We start from the raw sequence: 16,173 nt of genomic DNA, 5'->3' as shown, positions 1-16,173 counted from the left end.
GCTGGTGGCGCGATAGTCTGGTTGTGGTATAAACAACCAGACTAGGAGCGTGGATGGTGGATCCGTCGTTGGACGATCTGGAGGGGCAGCGGACCAGGCTCTACGAGCAGCTGGCCGCGACGGGCGATTTCCGGCGCGGCTCGATCAGCGAGAACTACCGTCGCTGCGGGAAACCCAACTGCGCGTGCGCGCAACCGGATCACCCCGGGCACGGGCCGCGGTATCTGTGGACGCGCACCGTGGCCGGGCGCGGTACCAAGGGGCGGCAGTTGTCGGCCGAGGAGGTGGACAAGGTGCGCGCCGAGCTGGCCAATTACCACCGCTTCGCGGCGGTGAGCGAGCAGATCGTGGCGGTCAACGAAGCCATCTGTGAGGCGCGCCCGCCCGGTGCGGCCGGCACGGTTTCGTCCACGGTCGACACGCAGGCCGAAAAAGGGGGCTCCGAGAGGCGCTCGAAGCGGAGTTCGCGGCCGAGGTAGACCGGCTGGCCGCGCTGGCCGTGCGGTCGCTGGGTACCTCAGGGGAGGATTTGGAGGCCGTGGAGCTGGCGATCCGCACCGCGATGACCCGGCTCGGTGCCTCGCTGCTAGGCCGATTGCTGGCCGCCGACACCGGCCACCGCGGACCCCGGATCGACTGCAGTGCAGGTCATGCGGCCGAGTTCGTCGGCTACCGGACCAAGACGATCCAGACCGTGCTGGGGCCGGTCGAACTGCGCCGCGCCTACTACCACTGCGGCGGGTGCGGGCGCGGCCTCGTTCCGCGTGACGACGTGCTCGGTGTTACCGGGGCGTCGCTGTCGCCGGGACTGCGCCGGATGGTGGCCCGCGCCGGGGCCGCGCAACCGTTCGCCACCGCGTCCGACCTGCTCGCTGAGCTGGCCGGAATCCGGTTGAACCCCAAGCGGATCGAACGCAGCGCCGAAAACGACGGTGCCGCCGTCGCGGCGCGCATCGCCGCCGAGTCGGCCGCCATCGCGGCCCGCCGGGTGCGCGTGCTGCCACCGGCGGTGCTGCCCGACAAGCTCTACCTCGCCATCGACGGCACCGGCGTGCCGATGGTGCCCGCCGCCACCACCGGGCGTGCCGGCAAGGCCCCCGACGGGCGGGCCCGCACCCGCGAGGTCAAACTCGCCGCCCTGTTCACCCAGACCACCGTCGACACCGACGGCCGGCCAGTGCGCGACCCGGACTCCACCAGCTACCTGGCCAGCTTCGCCCCCGTGGCCGAATTCACCACCCTGGTGGCGGCCGAGGCCCGCCGCCGCGGCGCCGATGCCATCCGCCAACTGGTCGTCCTCGGCGACGGCGCGCCCTGGATCTGGAACCTGGCCACCGCGATCCTGCCCGCGGCCACCCCGATCGTGGACCTCTACCACGCCCGCGAACACCTGCACGCCCTCGCCGCGCACCTCACCGGCGTCCTCGGCGATGAGCACCTGGACTGGTTGGCCGCCCGCCTGGCCGACCTCGACGCCGGCGACATCGAAACCCTGGTCACCCAAACCGAGCGGCTCCTGCCGCAACTACCAGACGACACCGCCCACCAGACGGCAAGAGCACTGCCGTACTTCAAGACCAACGCCCACCGGATGCGCTACGCCTACTTCCGCGCACACGGCATGTTCGTCGGCTCCGGAGTCGTCGAGGCCGGCTGCAAATCCCTCGTCGGCCAGCGACTGAAACTGTCCGGCATGCGCTGGAACATCCCCGGCGCCACCGGCATCCTCACCCTGCGCTGCCAACAGGCCAGCGGTCGCTTCGACCGCATCTGGACCCAGCCGCACAACCAGATCGCCGCCCACGCCACCGCATGACCAGCAGGCCAACGGTTCAACTCAAGATCAACTTCGATTACCTATAAATCTGTCGCACACCCCGTGCGGCCACTACGTTCGGGAATATGTCGGTGCGATCTGGAAGATGAAGTGTTGGCGGTTATCGTCCCGATAGCTGCGCAGGCTCCGTGCCCGGAGGGATCGTGATATGACGTTCGCCGCCATCACAGCCGCGGCCGCGCAACTGGATCGCGTTCGCCCGCTCGAAGCGGAGATAGTCGATTCGTCGGCCGCGGCGCAGTACATAGCTGACGGCTGCCTGGTCGATGGCTCGCTGGGCCGCGTTGGTCTGGAAATGGAGGCGCACTGCTTCGACCCGGCCGATCCGTTTCGTCGGCCGAGGTGGGATGAAATAACCGATGTCCTCGAGTGGCTGAGCCCGCTACCAGGCGGCAGCGTGGTCAGCGTGGAACCCGGCGGCGCCGTGGAACTGTCCGGTCCGCCTGTCGATGGCGTACTGCCGGCCATCGATGCCATGAACCGCGACCAGACGGTGCTGCGTTCGGCGTTCGCCAACGCCGGGCTGGGCTTGGTTTTTCTGGGCGCGGATCCGCTGCGGCCGCAGCTGCGGGTCAATCCGGGTGCGCGTTATCGCGCCATGGAGCAGTTCTTCGCCGCTAGCCACACCGGCGCCGCGGGCGCGGCGATGATGACATCGACAGCCTCAATCCAGGTCAATCTGGACGCCGGACCCCAGGCCGGCTGGGCGGCGCGGGTGCGGCTGGCGCATGCGCTGGGCCCGACGATGATCGCGATCGCGGCCAACTCGCCGATGCTGACCGGCGAGTTTTCCGGGTGGCAATCCACCCGACAACGGGTGTGGGGCCAGATGGACTCGGCGCGCTGCGGGCCAATTCTCGGTGCCAGCGGCGACGATCCGGGTACCGACTGGGCGCGGTATGCCCTGAAGGCGCCGGTGATGATGGTGCGCAGCCCGGATGCTCAAGACACATTCGCGGTCACGCACTATGTGCCGTTCACCGACTGGGTCGACGGCTTGGTTCTGCTCGGCGATCGCCGCCCTACCGCCGCTGATCTGGAATACCACCTGACCACGCTGTTCCCTCCGGTGCGGCCCCGGCAGTGGCTGGAAGTCCGTTACCTCGACAGCCTGCCCGACGCCGTGTGGCCCGCGGTGGTGTTCACCCTGGTGACGTTGCTCGACGACCCGGACGCGGCCGACCTGGCGGCCGAGGCCGTCGAACCGGTTGCCACGGCCTGGGACATCGCCGCCCGGATCGGATTGGACGACAGACGTCTCTACACGGCGGCCAACCGATGTCTGGCCATCGCCGCGCGGCGGATGCCCCCCGAACTGACCGACCCGATGCAACGCCTGATGCGATACGTCGAGCAAGGCCGATGTCCCGCGGACGATTTCTCCGACCGGGTGTTCGAATATGGCATCGCGGCTACAGTTTCGCGGCTCGCACGGCTAGCGCAAGGGGGGTCGTGACCTCACGGGAAAGGGTTGCGTGCGACCTGGACCGGGCGCGCGCGCGGACGTTGCGCCTGGTCGATTTCGACGACGCCGAGCTGTGTCGGCAGTACGACCCGTTGATGAGCCCACTGGTGTGGGACCTGGCGCACATCGGTCAGCAGGAAGAGTTGTGGCTGTTGCGCGGCGGGGATCCGGGCCGGCCCGGGTTGTTGCCGGTGGCCGTCGAAGGTCTCTATGACGCGTTCGAGCATTCCCGCGCGAGCCGGATCGATTTGCCGCTGCTGTCACCGGACCAGGCCCGGTCATATTGCCAGACGGTCCGCTCCGCCGCCCTGGATGCCCTCGACGCATTGCCCGAAGATGCCGGCGACTTCGAATTCGCGCTGGTCATCAGCCACGAAAACCAGCACGACGAGACCATGCTGCAAGCATTGAATCTGCGTTCCGGCCCGCCGCTGTTGCGTGAGACCTCGGCCCTGCCCCCCGGCCGGGCGGGCGTGGCTGGGACCTCGGTGTTGGTGCCCGGCGGCCCGTTCGTGCTGGGCGTGGACGCGGCGAGCGAGCCGTACTCGTTGGACAACGAACGTCCCGCTCACGTCGTGGACGTGCCGGCATTCCGGATTGGCCGGGTGCCGGTCACCAACGGCGAGTGGCAAGACTTCATCTCCGACGGCGGCTACACGCAGCCGCGGTGGTGGTCCACCCGTGGCTGGCAGCACCGCCAGGCCGCGGGTTTGACCGCGCCGCAGTTCTGGAGTTCCGACGCGCGCATGCGTACCCGGTTCGGCCATGTCGAGGACCTTCCCGCCGATGAGCCGGTGCAGCATGTCAGCTACTTCGAGGCCGAGGCGTATGCGGCGTGGGCCGGTGCCCGGCTGCCCACCGAGGCGGAATGGGAGAAGGCCTGCGCGTGGGATCCGTCGACCAACTCCAGGCGTCGCTACCCGTGGGGTGATGCGCAGCCGTCGGACGCGCACGCCAACTTGGGTGGCGCGGGGTTGCGGCCCGCGACCGTTGGCGCCTACCCGGCCGGAGCTTCGGCGTATGGGGTCGAACAGATGCTCGGCGACGTCTGGGAATGGACCAGCTCATCGCTGCGACCCTGGCCCGGGTTCGTCCCGATGATCTACGAGCGCTACTCACAGCCATTCTTTGACGGCGATTACCGGGTGCTGCGTGGTGGATCGTGGGCGGTGGAGCCGGCCATACTGCGGCCCAGCTTCCGAAACTGGGATCACCCGTACCGTCGTCAAATTTTCTCCGGTGTTCGGTTGGCGTGGTCGGTTGAGGATCCCAGCTGATGTGCCGTCACTTGGGATGGCTCGGGGCCGAAGTCACGCTTTCCTCGCTCGTACTGGATCCGCCGCAGGGCTTGCGGGTGCAGTCGTATGCCCCGCGCCGGCAAAAGCACGGGTTGATGAACGCCGACGGCTGGGGCGTCGGGTTCTTCGACGGCGCTATACCCCGGCGCTGGCGCAGCTCGACGCCGTTGTGGGGGGAGGCTTCGTTCGAATCGGTCGCGCCAGCCCTGCGCAGCCACTGCGTGGTAGCGGCCGTGCGTTCGGCGACCGTCGGGATGCCGATCGAAGTCAGTGCGGCCGCGCCATTCACCGACGGTCACTGGCTGTTGTCGCATAACGGTGTGGTCGACCGTGCGCTGCTGCCGACCAGCTTCTCCGCCGAATCAGTTTGCGACAGCGCAATATTGGCAGCCACGATCTTCGATCGTGGGATGGGCGCGCTGGGCGACACGATCGTCGAGCTCGGGGCGGCCGACCCGCTTGCCCGGCTAAACATACTGGCCGCCAACGGTTCCCGACTTGTCGCTACCACCTGGGGTGACACCTTGTGCATCTTGCGCCGCGACGATGGCGTGGTGCTGGCCAGCGAACCCTACGACGACGACCCGGATTGGGAAGACGTACCGGACCGCCACTATGTCGAAGTCACCGCGGATGGTGTCAAGCTGACCGCACTCGACCACCCGAAGGGAACCCAATGACGCTGTCGCTGTCCAACCATCTCGCTGAGGACTCCGCGTACCACGCATTGCGCCGCGACGTGTTCGAAGGCCTACAGCAGACACCGAAATCGTTGCCGCCCAAGTGGTTCTACGACTCGGTGGGCAGTGACCTGTTCGATCAGATCACCAGGTTGCCGGAGTATTACCCGACGCGCGCCGAGGCCGCAATCCTGCGCGCCCGGTCGGCCGAAATTGCCACGGCCAGCGCCGCAGACACCCTGGTTGAGCTGGGCAGCGGCACGTCGGAAAAGACCCGGATGCTGCTGGATGCGCTGCGGGACCGCGGATCGTTGCGCAGATTCGTGCCGTTCGACGTCGATGCCAGCGTGCTGTCGGCGACCGCGGGTGCGATTCAGCGCGAATACGCAGGCGTCGAGATCAAGGCCGTCTGTGGCGATTTCGAGGAACATCTGACCGAGATTCCAGTCGGCGGGCGCCGGCTGTTCGTGTTCTTGGGGTCGACGATCGGTAACCTGACGCCCGGGCCGCGCGCGGAGTTTCTCGCGACGTTGGCCGCGGTGATGCGGCCGGGAGACGCTCTGTTGCTGGGCACTGACCTGGTCAAGGATGCTGGTCGGCTGGTACGGGCCTATGACGATGCCGCCGGCGTGACGGCGCGGTTCAACCGCAATGTGCTGGCCGTGATCAACCGGGAGCTCGACGCGGATTTCGACGTCGACGCGTATCAGCACCTGGCCCGCTGGAATGCCGACGAGGAGCGGATCGAGATGTGGCTGCGGGTCGACCGTCGCCAGCGCGTACGGGTGGGTGCGCTGGATTTGACCGTCGACTTCGCCGCCGGCGAGGAGATGCTCACCGAAGTCTCGTGCAAGTTCCGGCCGGACGCGGTGGGTGCCGAGTTGGCCGGGGCGGGACTGCGGCGCGTCCGGTGGTGGACCGACGACGTCGGAGACTTCGGTTTGTCGCTGGCCGCCAAGTGAGCCGCGCCGGCGACGGTGCAGAGCGCCAAGGCGGCACCCTGACGGACCGGTGGCGGGCGGCCCGCCCGCCCGCTGCCGGGCTGCATTTGGACAGCGCGGCATGCTCGCGCCAGAGCTTCGCGGTACTGCAGGCCACGGCCCAGCATGCGCTGCATGAGTCCGAGGTCGGCGGATACGTCGCCGCCGAGGCTGCCACACCGGTGCTCGACGCTGGACGAGCTGCGGTTGCGACCTTGTATGGCATGCCCGATGCGGAGGTGGTGTTCACCACGGGCTCGCTCCACGCGCTGGATCTGCTGCTGGGGAGCTGGCCCGGGGAAGGCCGGACGGTGGCCTGCCTGCCGGGCGAATACGGCCCCAACCTGGCCATGATGGCCGCGCACGGATTCACCCCGCGTCCGCTCCCGACCCTCGACGACGGCAGGTTGGCGCTTGACGACGCGGCGTTCGAGCTGGAAGACGACCCGCCGGACCTCGTCCACCTGACTCCGGTAGCCAGTCACTGCGGCACCGTGCAACCGCTTGCGCTGGTGGCGAAGCTCTGCGACCAGCTGGGACTGCCGCTCGTCGTTGATGCTGCCCAGGCCATGGGACAGGTGGACTGCGCGGTGGGTGCTGACGTCGCGTACTCGTCGTCGCGCAAATGGATCGCCGGGCCGCGCGGCGTCGGCGTGCTGGCAGTGCGACCCGAACTGATGGAGCGATTGACGCCAAGGCTGCCAGCGCCGGATTGGGCTCCGGAATCCTCGATTGCCCAACAACTCGGATTCGGCGAAGCCAATGTCGCGGCACGGGTCGGATACTCGGTGGCGTTGGGCGAGCACCTGGCGTGCGGGCCCGAGTCGGTGCGGGCACGCTTGGCGGAGCTGGGCGGCATTGCCCGCACCGTGCTGGCCGACCTCGACGGCTGGCGAGTGGTCGAAGGGGTCGAAGAACCCAGCGCAATTACCACGATGGCTTCGACCGGCGGCGCCGACCCCGCAGCGGTGCGGGACTGGCTGCTGGCGCAGCGGCGGATCGTGACCACCTGCGCGGGAATACGGCGAGCACCCCTGCAGCTGACAGCACCTGTGCTGCGGATCTCGCCGCACGTGGACACCACCGCGCAGGACCTGGAGGCGTTCGCCGAAGCACTTAGCGAAGCGACCGCGGCGACCTCCGATTGAGGTCGCCCCCGGGCCGGCCTGGGTGCCGCTAGCCGGCCTTGTGTGCCGTCAGCAGGTAGGCAGGAAGCTTCATCCGGCCCTTCTCGTCGCGGCCGTGCGGCGGAAATTCGACGACCGGCGCACCAGGCGTCTGCGGTGGAATCTCGGGAATCTTGGCGTGGATGTATGCCGGCCGAATCTCGTCGATCTCCCAGTATTTGCTCACCGCCGCTCGCAACTCGTCTTCGTCGACTTCGTTGGGCTTGGTTTCCAGCTCTGCGGGAAAGGCGCCCTTGGCGAACACCAGCACGAAATAGCTGGCGCCCGGGGCGGCGGCGCGGTGTACCGAACGCAGATAGCCATCGCGTCCCTCCACCGGCAGCGAGTGAAACAGCGTGCTGTCGATCACCGTGGCAAAGCGGCCGTCGTAGCCGGAAAACTCTGTGATGTCAGCCTGCTCGAAGCTGGCCGTGGTCAACCCGCGGTCCCGCGCCGCCTTGGTGGCCGCCGCAATGGCCGTCGGGGTGATATCGATACCCACCACGGTGTACCCGTCGGCGGCCAGCGCCAACGACAACTCGGCAAACCCGCATCCGGCGTCCAGCACGTCGCTGCGGACCTTTTCGGCCGCGATCAACGCCGCCAGTTCGGGCTGTGGCTCACCGATGTTCCACGGCGGTGGACCTTCAAAGGCGCCCTGCCCCTTATAGACTTCGTCCCAGTCCATTACCTCGGGTGACATGGTTCCCAACCTACCCGCGGTTAGAGGGGCCAGGTATGGACCGGTTCGTTCGCGTGCATGTGTTCGCAGTACCGGCGCAGCATCTCCGCCAGCGCTGCGGACCGGCTCAGTCCGCCGTCTTCCAGGGCCTGCACGGTGGATACCTGCCAGCTCGCGCCATTGCGGCCGGTCTGAGCACGGTCGGCGATGACACCCAAGAATCGGTCGCGCACTTCAGCATCGACACCCCGTCGCCGCAATCCCTCGTGGGCCAGCGGCAACAATGTGCCCAACACCAATTCCCGAGCGGTTACCTCGCCCAGGCCCGGCCAGGCCAGCCGGGCGTCGATACCTTGCTTGGCGGCTGCCAGGAAATTCGCCTGTGCCGCAGCGAAACTCATCCTTGTCCACAGCGGTGGGTCCGCCTGCGACAGGCTGTGCGCCATCCCGTAGTAGAAAGCCGAATTCGCCAGCATGTCAACGACGGTCGGTCCGGCCGGCAACACCCGGTTCTCCAACCGTAGATGGGGTCGCCCGTCCACAACGTCGTAAACCGGCCGGTTCCACCGGTACACGGTGCCGTTGTGCAGGCGCAATTCCGACAGGTGCGGGGTGCGTCCGGCCGCCAATTCGGCGACCGGATCCTCGTCGGACACCTCGGGTAGCAGCGACGGAAAGTAGCGGATGTTCTCCTGGAACAGATCGAGAACCGAAGTGATCCATCGTTCACCGAACCAGACCCGAGGGCGCACTCCCTGGGTCTTGAGTTCCTCGGGCCGGGTGTCGGTGGATTGGGTGAACAATTCGATTCGGGTTTCCGACCATAGCCGGTGGCCGAAGAAGAAGGGCGAGTTCGCGCCGAGCGCAAGCTGCGGGCCGGCCAGCACTTGGGCGGCGTTCCAATGGGCGGCGAAATCCGCTGGAGCTACCTGCAGATGCAATTGCATGCTGGTGCACGCGGATTCGGGCGCGATGGAGGCGGCTTGCCAGCTCAGCGGTTCCGGACCGGAGATGTTGATAGGGATATATTCGCCGCGTGCACTGAAGATGGATTTGTTGAGCGCTGCGTACCGCGTTGATTCGCTCATCCAGCCCTGGGTCAGATGCTTCGGCATCAGCGTGGGCAGGATGCCGATCATCACGATGTGAGCTCCGCTGGAGCTAGCTTTTCGCTCGGCATCGTTGAGGCTGGCGCGCACTTCCTTCTCCAAGTCGAGGCCGGTGTGTCCGGGAAGCGGGCGGGGCGGGACATTGAATTCGATGTTGTAAGCGCCCAATTCGGTCTGGTAGGCCGGATCTCCGATAGCGTCGAGCACGTACCGATTCGACATGGCGGGCTGATAGTCCGCGTCGACGAGGTTGCACTCGATCTCCATACCGGTGAGCGGCTGGTCGGCGTCGAAGCTGGACTGGGCAAGCATCGTTTCGAAGACGTCCAAGCACAGCCGCACCTTGCGCCGGTATTCCCGCCGATGTGCGCGGTTATACGTGGTGCGCTTTACCTCTTCGCCCACAAAGCCGATGCAACAGGTTTACCGTCCACTGCGCAACAGCAGGATTACGCATCAGATACGAGGTGGCCTAGCATCTGATGCATGCGAACCACGATCGACCTCGACGACGACATACTGCGAGCGTTGAAGCAGCGTCAGCGTGAGGAGCGCAAACCGTTGGGGCAGCTCGTATCCGAACTGCTGGCTCAAGCGCTCGCGGCCAAGCCTCACCCGAGTGTGGACATCCGCTGGGCGACCGCCGACCTACGGCCGCGCGTGGATCTGGACGACAAAGACGCCGTCGGGGCGGTGCTGGACCGGCCAATCGAAAGATGAGCGAGACCTTCGACGTCAACATCCTGGTCTACGCGACGCATCGGGGCAGTCCGTTTCATGACAAGGCGAAGGCGCTCGTGGAGCGGTTCTTGGCCGGACCCGGCATTGTTTACCTGCTCTGGCCGGTCGCCCTCGGCTACCTACGCATCGTCACCCATCCGAGGTTGCTCGATTCGCCGCTGACGTCCGAGGTCGCGGTTGACAACATCGAGCAGTTCGTCTCCAAGCCACACGTGCGGCAGGTCGGCGAGATCGACGGATTCTGGTCCGCTTATCGACGGGTAGCCGGCACCGTCAAACCCAAGGGCAACCTCATCCCAGACGCCCACCTCGTCGCGCTCATGCACCAGCACGGCGTCGCCACGATCTGGAGTCACGACCGTGACTTCCGGAAGTTCGAAGGGATCAAGGTGCGCGATCCCTTCGTCGACTGAATGGGTCCGCGTCGAGGATCTGAAGCTGCGTAGACCATCATGGACGAGCACCGTTAGGAGAGCAGTTGGCCGAATTCATAGCCGCAATCGACCAGGGCACCACCAGCACGCGCTGCATGATCTTTGATCACGACGGCGCCGAGGTGGCCCGCCACCAGCTCGAGCATGAGCAGATCCTGCCTCGCGCGGGGTGGGTTGAACACAATCCGGTCGAGATCTGGGAGCGTACCGCTTCGGTGCTGACTACGGTGCTGAACACGACCAACTTCTCATCGAAAGATATTGCGGCGTTGGGTATTACGAACCAACGTGAGACCACGCTGGTATGGAATAGGCGTACCGGCCGCCCGTATTACAACGCGATCGTCTGGCAGGACACCCGCACCGATCGCATCGCGTCGGCGCTGGACCGAGACGAACGCGGCGACGTGATCCGCCGTAAGGCCGGGTTGCCGCCGGCCACGTACTTCTCGGGCGGGAAGTTGCAGTGGATCTTGGAGAATGTCGACGGGGTGCGCGCGGCCGCCGAAAGCGGCGACGCGCTGTTCGGCACGCCGGACACCTGGGTGTTGTGGAATCTGACGGGCGGGCCGCGCGGTGGCGTGCATGTCACCGATGTGACCAACGCCAGCCGGACCATGCTGATGAACCTGGAGACGTTGGACTGGGACGACGAGCTGCTGTCCTTTTTCTCCATCCCACGCGCGATGCTGCCCGCGATCGAGCCGTCTTCGGCGCTGCAGCCCTACGGTGTCACGTTGGATTCCGGGCCCGTCGGGGGTGGGGTGCCCATCACCGGAGTCCTGGGCGACCAGCATGCGGCCATGGTCGGTCAGGTGTGCCTGGCCGCAGGCGAGGCGAAAAACACCTACGGCACCGGCAATTTCTTGCTACTCAACACCGGCGAAACGATCGTGCGATCGAAAAACGGCCTGCTGACCACCGTTTGTTACCAGTTCGGGGACGCCAAACCCGTGTACGCACTTGAGGGTTCGATCGCGGTGACGGGGTCGGCGGTGCAATGGCTGCGCGATCAGCTGGGCATCATCAGCGGCGCGGCCCAGAGCGAGTCGCTGGCGCGTCAGGTTGCCGACAACGGCGGGGTCTATTTCGTGCCGGCGTTCTCCGGGTTGTTCGCCCCGTATTGGCGATCGGATGCCCGCGGCGCGATCGTCGGGCTATCGCGGTTCAACACCAACGCACACCTGGCTCGCGCAACGCTGGAGGCGATCTGCTATCAGAGTCGCGATGTGGTGGACGCCATGGAGGCGGATTCCGGTGTGCGCCTTGAGGTGCTGAAGGTAGATGGCGGCATCACCGGCAACGACTTGTGCATGCAGATCCAGGCCGACGTGTTGGGAGTGGACGTGGTGCGACCGGTGGTTGCCGAGACCACCGCATTGGGTGCTGCCTACGCGGCCGGTTTGGCCGTTGGTTTCTGGGCCGATCCCTGCGACCTACGGGCCAACTGGCAAGAGGACAAGCGGTGGACGCCGACGTGGGACGACGAGGAGCGTGCCGCCGGATACGCCGGCTGGCGCAAGGCGGTGCAGCGCACCCTGGATTGGGTCGACGTCTCGTAGCCTCCGACCGGCTTGATGCCCGCGGGCACGCGGTTCAGTCCTCGCCGAGGATGCCGTAGATCTCGCGACGCGCAGTGTTAATGATGTCGACGATCCGCTGCTGCTGCTCGGAGCTGGCGGTATGCGCCGATTGCGCGATCGCGCCAAAGAGTTGGCGCGTGGCCGTGCGCAGGTTGATGTGGCCCGGGTCGACGCCCTCGGCGATCTCCTCCCACGGTGGGGCTTCGACCTTTTCGGCTGCGGCGCGGCCGTCGTCGGTCAGCTCGAAAAGCTTCTTGCTGCCGTCGGTCTCGCTGGCGGTGATCAAGCCTTCGTCGTCGAGTAGCTGCAGCGTCGGGTACACCGACCCGGGGCTTGGCCGCCATATTCCATTGCTGCGTTCGGCGATTTGCTGGATCATCTCGTAGCCGTGCATCGGCCGTTCGGCCAGCAGCACCAAGATGGCCGCCCGCACGTCGCCGCGCCGTCCGCGTCCGCCCCGGCGCCAACCGCCGCGGGGGCCGCCCGGGCCGAACCCGAAAACGAAACCGGGGCCGAAGCCGGGCCCGAAGCCGGGGCCAAAGCCGAAGGATCCGTCGTGATCGTCGGCATGGTCGCGGAGGTGCTCGAAGAACTCGCGCCGCGCGTGGCGCTTGGCGCCCTGCAGGGCGCGCCGCTGTGCAGGTCCTGGCCCGAAGCCGAAACCGAAACCGAAACCGGGCCGCCCGCCGAATGGCCCGCTGGGGGGAGTGAATGGGGTGTTCATGTCTGTGGTCCTTGCGCTTCTTGCGGAAGGCCTCTTGCCGCTGCCCTCCGATATATGACTGTGTATCACGATATATCGTAAACTAACGCGATGCAACGCCAGATGGCTGTCCCGCGGCGGAAGCCGATGTCGCCATCCTGGCGACTACCGTCGCAATAGGAGGGCTTACCTTGGCGGCGAGAATCCGCCCGCGGTTGGTGGCGTCTGATCGGTTTCCGGCCACGGAATGGGTGCTGGTGCCTGCTGCGGAGGCCCTGCCGGTGGCCAGGGAACAGGTCCCGGCTGCGGCATCATCGGACCCATAGCCGGACGGAGCCGGGCCAGTTCGCGCCGGTGCCTTTCGGCAAGCACCGCGGCAAGTACCAATTGCGGCGGGACACCGGGCGGCGGTGGCGGAGCGATGCGAGACAGCACATCGGCGGCAATCCGGTATGCCATCTGTTGGCGCAGCATCGGATCGAGTTGTGCTGCCCGGGAAAGGAATTGACGCGCGACCTCGGCCTGGCCCGCGGTGAGTCCGGAAAGTTGTAGCGAGGACGCCCACCAGGCGAGTGACGGCGGCATCGCCGGCGGCGGCCTCAGCCGGGGACCGCGTTCGCTGACAACGACTGTGCCGGCGAATATGTCGCCGACACGTTTGGCCTTCGGCGACAGCAGGCTGCAGATCACCGCGGGGCTGCCTAGCAGCATCCAGATTTCTACCACCGAGGCCAGCGCGCGAAAAAGCGCCTGCCGGAAGCGTTCGGGGCCGCCGTCGTCGGATACCACCCGCAGGCCCATCACGATCTTGCCTATCGAGCGGCCCCGCGTTGCCGTCTCTATTGCGACGGGGTAACCGACCATTGCCAGCACCGTGAAAATGATCAGGAATGCGATTGTCAGCGCTTCGTCGAACTGAGCCAACGAGGCTGCCCAGAGCATCATTCCCAGGATGTAGCCGACGAATATCACGATGATGTCGATGATTGCGCTCACCGCCCGCACCGGTAGCTGCGCGATCTGTACATCAAGCACCACCGCGTCCCCGGTCACCACCTCTGGCATAACTGGGACGGTACAGGTATTTCGAGCCGCGCCCCGCGCACTCGCTGGGTAGGCTCCGCAGGGTGGATGTCGACGCGTTCTTGCTGACCCACCGTGCCACCTGGGACCGGCTTGATCAGCTGGTCAAAAGACGCCGCTCGCTGACCGGCGCCGAGGTTGATGAACTGGTCGAGCTCTATCAGCGGGTGTCGACGCATCTGTCGATGCTGCGATCGGTGTCGTCGGATTCACTGGTGACGGCTCGACTGTCGAGCCTGGTGGCGCGCGCCCGCTCCGCGGTCACCGGCGCGCATGCCCCGCTGACGAGTACGTTCGTTCGTTTCTGGACGGTGTCCTTCCCAGTGGTCGCCTATCGTGCCTGGCGCTGGTGGCTGGCGACGGCGGTAGCGTTCTTCGCCGTCACAGTGGTTATCGGTTTCTGGGTGGCCAACAGTCCCGAGGTGCAGTCGCTCATCGGAACGCCAACGGACATAGACGAATTGGTCAACCACGACGTTCAGTCGTATTACAGCGCACACCCCGCTGCGGCATTCGCCCTTCAGGTCTGGGTGAACAACACCTGGGTGGCCGCCAAGTGCATCGCCATGTCCGTCGTCCTGGGTCTGCCGATACCGTTTGTGCTTTTCGAAAACGCCGCCAATGTGGGCGTGATCGGCGGCCTGATGTTCCAGGCGGGCAAGGGCGGCTTATTGCTGGGCCTGCTGCTTCCGCATGGGCTGCTCGAGTTGACGGCGGTGTTTCTTGCCGGCGCGGTCGGGATGCGGCTGGGATGGTCGGTGATATCGCCCGGTGACCGGCCGCGCGGACAGGTCCTTGCCGAGCAAGGCCGCGGTGTCGTATCGGTCGCCGTGGGACTGGTGGGCGTATTGCTGGTCTCGGGATTGATCGAAGCGATGGTGACGCCATCGCCATTGCCCACATTTGTGCGTATCGCGATCGGCCTTACTGCCGAGGCGGCGTTCTTGGGCTACGTCGTGTACTTCGGCCGTCGCGCCGTAACGGCCGGAGAGACAGGCGATATCGAGGACGCGCCCGACGTGGTGCCCACCGGCTGAATCAGCCGCGCGGCGGCAAATGGGGCTAAAGCCGTCCGGTCGCCTTCATCGCCAGATAGCGGTCGGCAAGTGCGGGCGCAATCTCTGTGGGCGGTGCATCGACGACGTCCACCCCGCTCGTGCGCAGTCGCATCGCGATCGCACGCCGGTCATTACGGGCTCGTTCGGCGGCCGCCGCGTCGTAAACCGCTGCCGCGTCGGAACGCCCGATGGCTAGTTGATCCACGCGCGGGTCGGCAACCGCGGCGACCAATACATGGTGTTTGCCCGACAATTGTGGCAGCACCGGCAGCAGGCCCTCCTCGAGAGCGGTCGCGTTGAGATCGGTCAGCAGCACCACCAGCGATCGCCGCCGGGTCCGTCGCACGATGTTGGCAACCATTGCGCGCCAGTCGGATTCGACAAGCGCCGGCTGCAGCGGAGCCATGGCACCGACCAGTTGGGCCAGCAGCTCGGTGCGCGACGCGCCGAACACCCCAGCCCGGCTCACCCGGTCGTGGGCCAGGAAGTCGACATGATCCCCGGCCCGCGACGCCAGCGCCGCCAGCAATAGAGCGGCGTCCATGGACCAGTCCAGCCGCGGCCAGCCTGCTGGGTCGGCGGCGGTCGGATCCACACCGACGCGACCGGCCGCCATCCGTCCGGTGTCGAGCACGATGACGACCCGCCGATCGCGTTCCGGCCGCCAGGTGCGCACCATCACGTCGGCACGACGCGCGGTCGCACGCCAGTCGATCGAGCGGACGTCGTCGCCGACGACATACTCGCGCAGCGAATCGAATTCGGTTCCCTGGCCGCGAATCAGCGTGGGCAGCAGACCGTCGATCTCCCGAAGTTTCGCCAGCCGTGACGGCAGGTGCTTGCGCGACAAGAACGGCGGCAGCACCCGGACCTGTCCGGGCACCGCCTTGGAGCCCTGACGTCCCGCCAACCCGAGCGGTCCCAGCGATCGAGCCGTGACCATGGCCGCGCATTGGTCGCCACGCCGAACCGGCCGCAACGCCGTGACCACCAGCTGGTCCTGGCCGGCGGCGATACGGACCGTGTGGGTGCGGGGCTGCGTGCGCGCACTTGGCGGCCACGCATCGCGAACATGTCCGCGGAACCGGCGGCGGTTGCCATTGTGGATCAGCAAGCCCGCATCCACAGGCTGGCCAAGCCGGGCCGAACTATCCGGCGACCGGGTATAGCGCAGCTTGCGCGGGCTGGCCGCCAGCACGATGTCGATGGTCACAGCCAACGCCAACGCCCAAAGCATTAGGGCGAAAGTCCTTGCAGGCCAAGGGGACAGCGCGATCGGCAGGACGGCGATCAACGCCAGCAAGCCGGTGCGCCCGCTAAGGACCATTGGCGCCGCTCCTTCTCATCGCTGCAC

General features: G+C 66.6%; 16 protein-coding genes. 11 read left to right on the top strand and 5 right to left on the bottom strand.

Annotated features, from left to right (window positions below; all coding sequences use genetic code 11):
* Nucleotides 1–53: 53 nt before the first annotated feature.
* From AADZ78_RS25795 to egtE, 7 genes are all read left to right on the top strand, one after another.
* Entirely contained in the window at nt 54–479 is a 426-nt protein-coding gene (locus tag AADZ78_RS25795; RefSeq protein WP_085251679.1) for a DUF6788 family protein, read from the top strand.
* 59 nt (nt 480–538) lie between these two features.
* Nucleotides 539–1,816, top strand: a complete 1,278-nt coding sequence (locus tag AADZ78_RS25790; RefSeq protein WP_169726357.1) for an ISKra4 family transposase — start codon at nt 539–541, stop codon at nt 1,814–1,816.
* A gap of 169 nt (nt 1,817–1,985) precedes the next feature.
* Entirely contained in the window at nt 1,986–3,293 is a 1,308-nt protein-coding gene (gene egtA, locus AADZ78_RS25785) for an ergothioneine biosynthesis glutamate--cysteine ligase EgtA (protein WP_085251750.1), read from the top strand.
* On the top strand, nt 3,290–4,579 hold the full coding sequence (gene egtB / locus AADZ78_RS25780; protein ID WP_085251751.1) for an ergothioneine biosynthesis protein EgtB: 1,290 nt from the start codon (nt 3,290–3,292) through the stop codon (nt 4,577–4,579). Before egtA ends, egtB begins: the two co-directional genes overlap by 4 nt.
* A complete protein-coding gene (gene egtC, locus AADZ78_RS25775; RefSeq protein WP_085251752.1) occupies nt 4,579–5,280 on the top strand; it encodes an ergothioneine biosynthesis protein EgtC in 702 nt (233 codons plus the stop codon). The genes egtB and egtC overlap by 1 nt, the downstream gene beginning before the upstream one ends.
* Nucleotides 5,277–6,242 carry an L-histidine N(alpha)-methyltransferase gene (gene egtD / locus AADZ78_RS25770; RefSeq protein ID WP_085251753.1) on the top strand — a complete coding sequence of 322 codons (966 nt, stop codon included), beginning with the start codon at nt 5,277–5,279 and terminating at the stop codon, nt 6,240–6,242. The genes egtC and egtD overlap by 4 nt, the downstream gene beginning before the upstream one ends.
* The gene (gene egtE, locus AADZ78_RS25765; RefSeq protein WP_085251754.1) at nt 6,239–7,408 is read left to right on the top strand and encodes an ergothioneine biosynthesis PLP-dependent enzyme EgtE; all 1,170 of its coding nucleotides are present in this window, start codon (nt 6,239–6,241) and stop codon (nt 7,406–7,408) included. Before egtD ends, egtE begins: the two co-directional genes overlap by 4 nt.
* A 28-nt stretch (nt 7,409–7,436) precedes the next feature.
* On the opposite strand, the gene AADZ78_RS25760 is transcribed toward egtE, so the two are convergent.
* Entirely contained in the window at nt 7,437–8,129 is a 693-nt protein-coding gene (locus tag AADZ78_RS25760) for a class I SAM-dependent methyltransferase (RefSeq protein WP_085251755.1), read from the bottom strand.
* 20 nt (nt 8,130–8,149) lie between these two features.
* Nucleotides 8,150–9,622 (bottom strand): glutamate--cysteine ligase, encoded by a 1,473-nt coding sequence (locus AADZ78_RS25755; protein ID WP_085251756.1) that lies wholly within the window; start codon nt 9,620–9,622, stop codon nt 8,150–8,152.
* A gap of 81 nt (nt 9,623–9,703) precedes the next feature.
* Between AADZ78_RS25755 and AADZ78_RS25750 the strand changes: the two genes are divergently transcribed.
* The 3 genes from AADZ78_RS25750 (at nt 9,704) to glpK (ending at nt 11,954) form a co-directional block, all read left to right on the top strand.
* The gene (locus tag AADZ78_RS25750; protein WP_085251757.1) at nt 9,704–9,937 is read left to right on the top strand and encodes an antitoxin; all 234 of its coding nucleotides are present in this window, start codon (nt 9,704–9,706) and stop codon (nt 9,935–9,937) included.
* Nucleotides 9,934–10,371: a type II toxin-antitoxin system VapC family toxin gene (locus tag AADZ78_RS25745; protein WP_085251758.1), complete on the top strand. Its 438-nt coding sequence runs from the start codon at nt 9,934–9,936 to the stop codon at nt 10,369–10,371. Before AADZ78_RS25750 ends, AADZ78_RS25745 begins: the two co-directional genes overlap by 4 nt.
* A 65-nt stretch (nt 10,372–10,436) precedes the next feature.
* The gene (gene glpK / locus AADZ78_RS25740) at nt 10,437–11,954 is read left to right on the top strand and encodes a glycerol kinase GlpK (RefSeq protein WP_085251759.1); all 1,518 of its coding nucleotides are present in this window, start codon (nt 10,437–10,439) and stop codon (nt 11,952–11,954) included.
* A 34-nt stretch (nt 11,955–11,988) separates the two neighbouring features.
* Here glpK and AADZ78_RS25735 read toward each other — a convergent pair whose 3' ends face one another.
* Nucleotides 11,989–12,699, bottom strand: coding sequence for a PadR family transcriptional regulator (locus AADZ78_RS25735; RefSeq protein ID WP_085251760.1), 711 nt, complete (start codon nt 12,697–12,699; stop codon nt 11,989–11,991).
* 165 nt (nt 12,700–12,864) lie between these two features.
* Nucleotides 12,865–13,743, bottom strand: coding sequence for an RDD family protein (locus tag AADZ78_RS25730; protein WP_085251761.1), 879 nt, complete (start codon nt 13,741–13,743; stop codon nt 12,865–12,867).
* Nucleotides 13,744–13,805: 62 nt separating this feature from the next.
* Here AADZ78_RS25730 and AADZ78_RS25725 point away from each other — a divergent pair, with 62 nt between their 5' ends.
* Nucleotides 13,806–14,798 carry a stage II sporulation protein M gene (locus tag AADZ78_RS25725; protein ID WP_085251762.1) on the top strand — a complete coding sequence of 331 codons (993 nt, stop codon included), beginning with the start codon at nt 13,806–13,808 and terminating at the stop codon, nt 14,796–14,798.
* 25 nt (nt 14,799–14,823) lie between these two features.
* Here the strand turns inward: AADZ78_RS25725 and AADZ78_RS25720 are convergent, their stop codons facing one another.
* Nucleotides 14,824–16,146: a DUF58 domain-containing protein gene (locus AADZ78_RS25720; RefSeq protein WP_085251763.1), complete on the bottom strand. Its 1,323-nt coding sequence runs from the start codon at nt 16,144–16,146 to the stop codon at nt 14,824–14,826.
* Nucleotides 16,147–16,173 lie beyond the last annotated feature (27 nt).

The organism is Mycobacterium riyadhense (assembly GCF_963853645.1).
GTDB lineage: Bacteria > Actinomycetota > Actinomycetes > Mycobacteriales > Mycobacteriaceae > Mycobacterium > Mycobacterium riyadhense.
Note: the sequence above shows the minus strand (reverse complement) of the source record. Positions and strands in the feature narration are given on the sequence as shown.

Coding starts and splice junctions, on each gene's coding strand:
- AADZ78_RS25795 (WP_085251679.1), top strand. CDS start 54: ATGGTGGATCCGTCGTTGGACGATCTGGAGGGGCAGCGGACCAGGCTC.
- egtA (WP_085251750.1), top strand. CDS start 1,986: ATGACGTTCGCCGCCATCACAGCCGCGGCCGCGCAACTGGATCGCGTT.
- egtC (WP_085251752.1), top strand. CDS start 4,579: ATGTGCCGTCACTTGGGATGGCTCGGGGCCGAAGTCACGCTTTCCTCG.
- egtD (WP_085251753.1), top strand. CDS start 5,277: ATGACGCTGTCGCTGTCCAACCATCTCGCTGAGGACTCCGCGTACCAC.
- AADZ78_RS25760 (WP_085251755.1), bottom strand. CDS start 8,129: ATGTCACCCGAGGTAATGGACTGGGACGAAGTCTATAAGGGGCAGGGC.
- AADZ78_RS25750 (WP_085251757.1), top strand. CDS start 9,704: ATGCGAACCACGATCGACCTCGACGACGACATACTGCGAGCGTTGAAG.
- AADZ78_RS25745 (WP_085251758.1), top strand. CDS start 9,934: ATGAGCGAGACCTTCGACGTCAACATCCTGGTCTACGCGACGCATCGG.
- AADZ78_RS25735 (WP_085251760.1), bottom strand. CDS start 12,699: ATGAACACCCCATTCACTCCCCCCAGCGGGCCATTCGGCGGGCGGCCC.
- AADZ78_RS25730 (WP_085251761.1), bottom strand. CDS start 13,743: ATGCCAGAGGTGGTGACCGGGGACGCGGTGGTGCTTGATGTACAGATC.
- AADZ78_RS25720 (WP_085251763.1), bottom strand. CDS start 16,146: ATGGTCCTTAGCGGGCGCACCGGCTTGCTGGCGTTGATCGCCGTCCTG.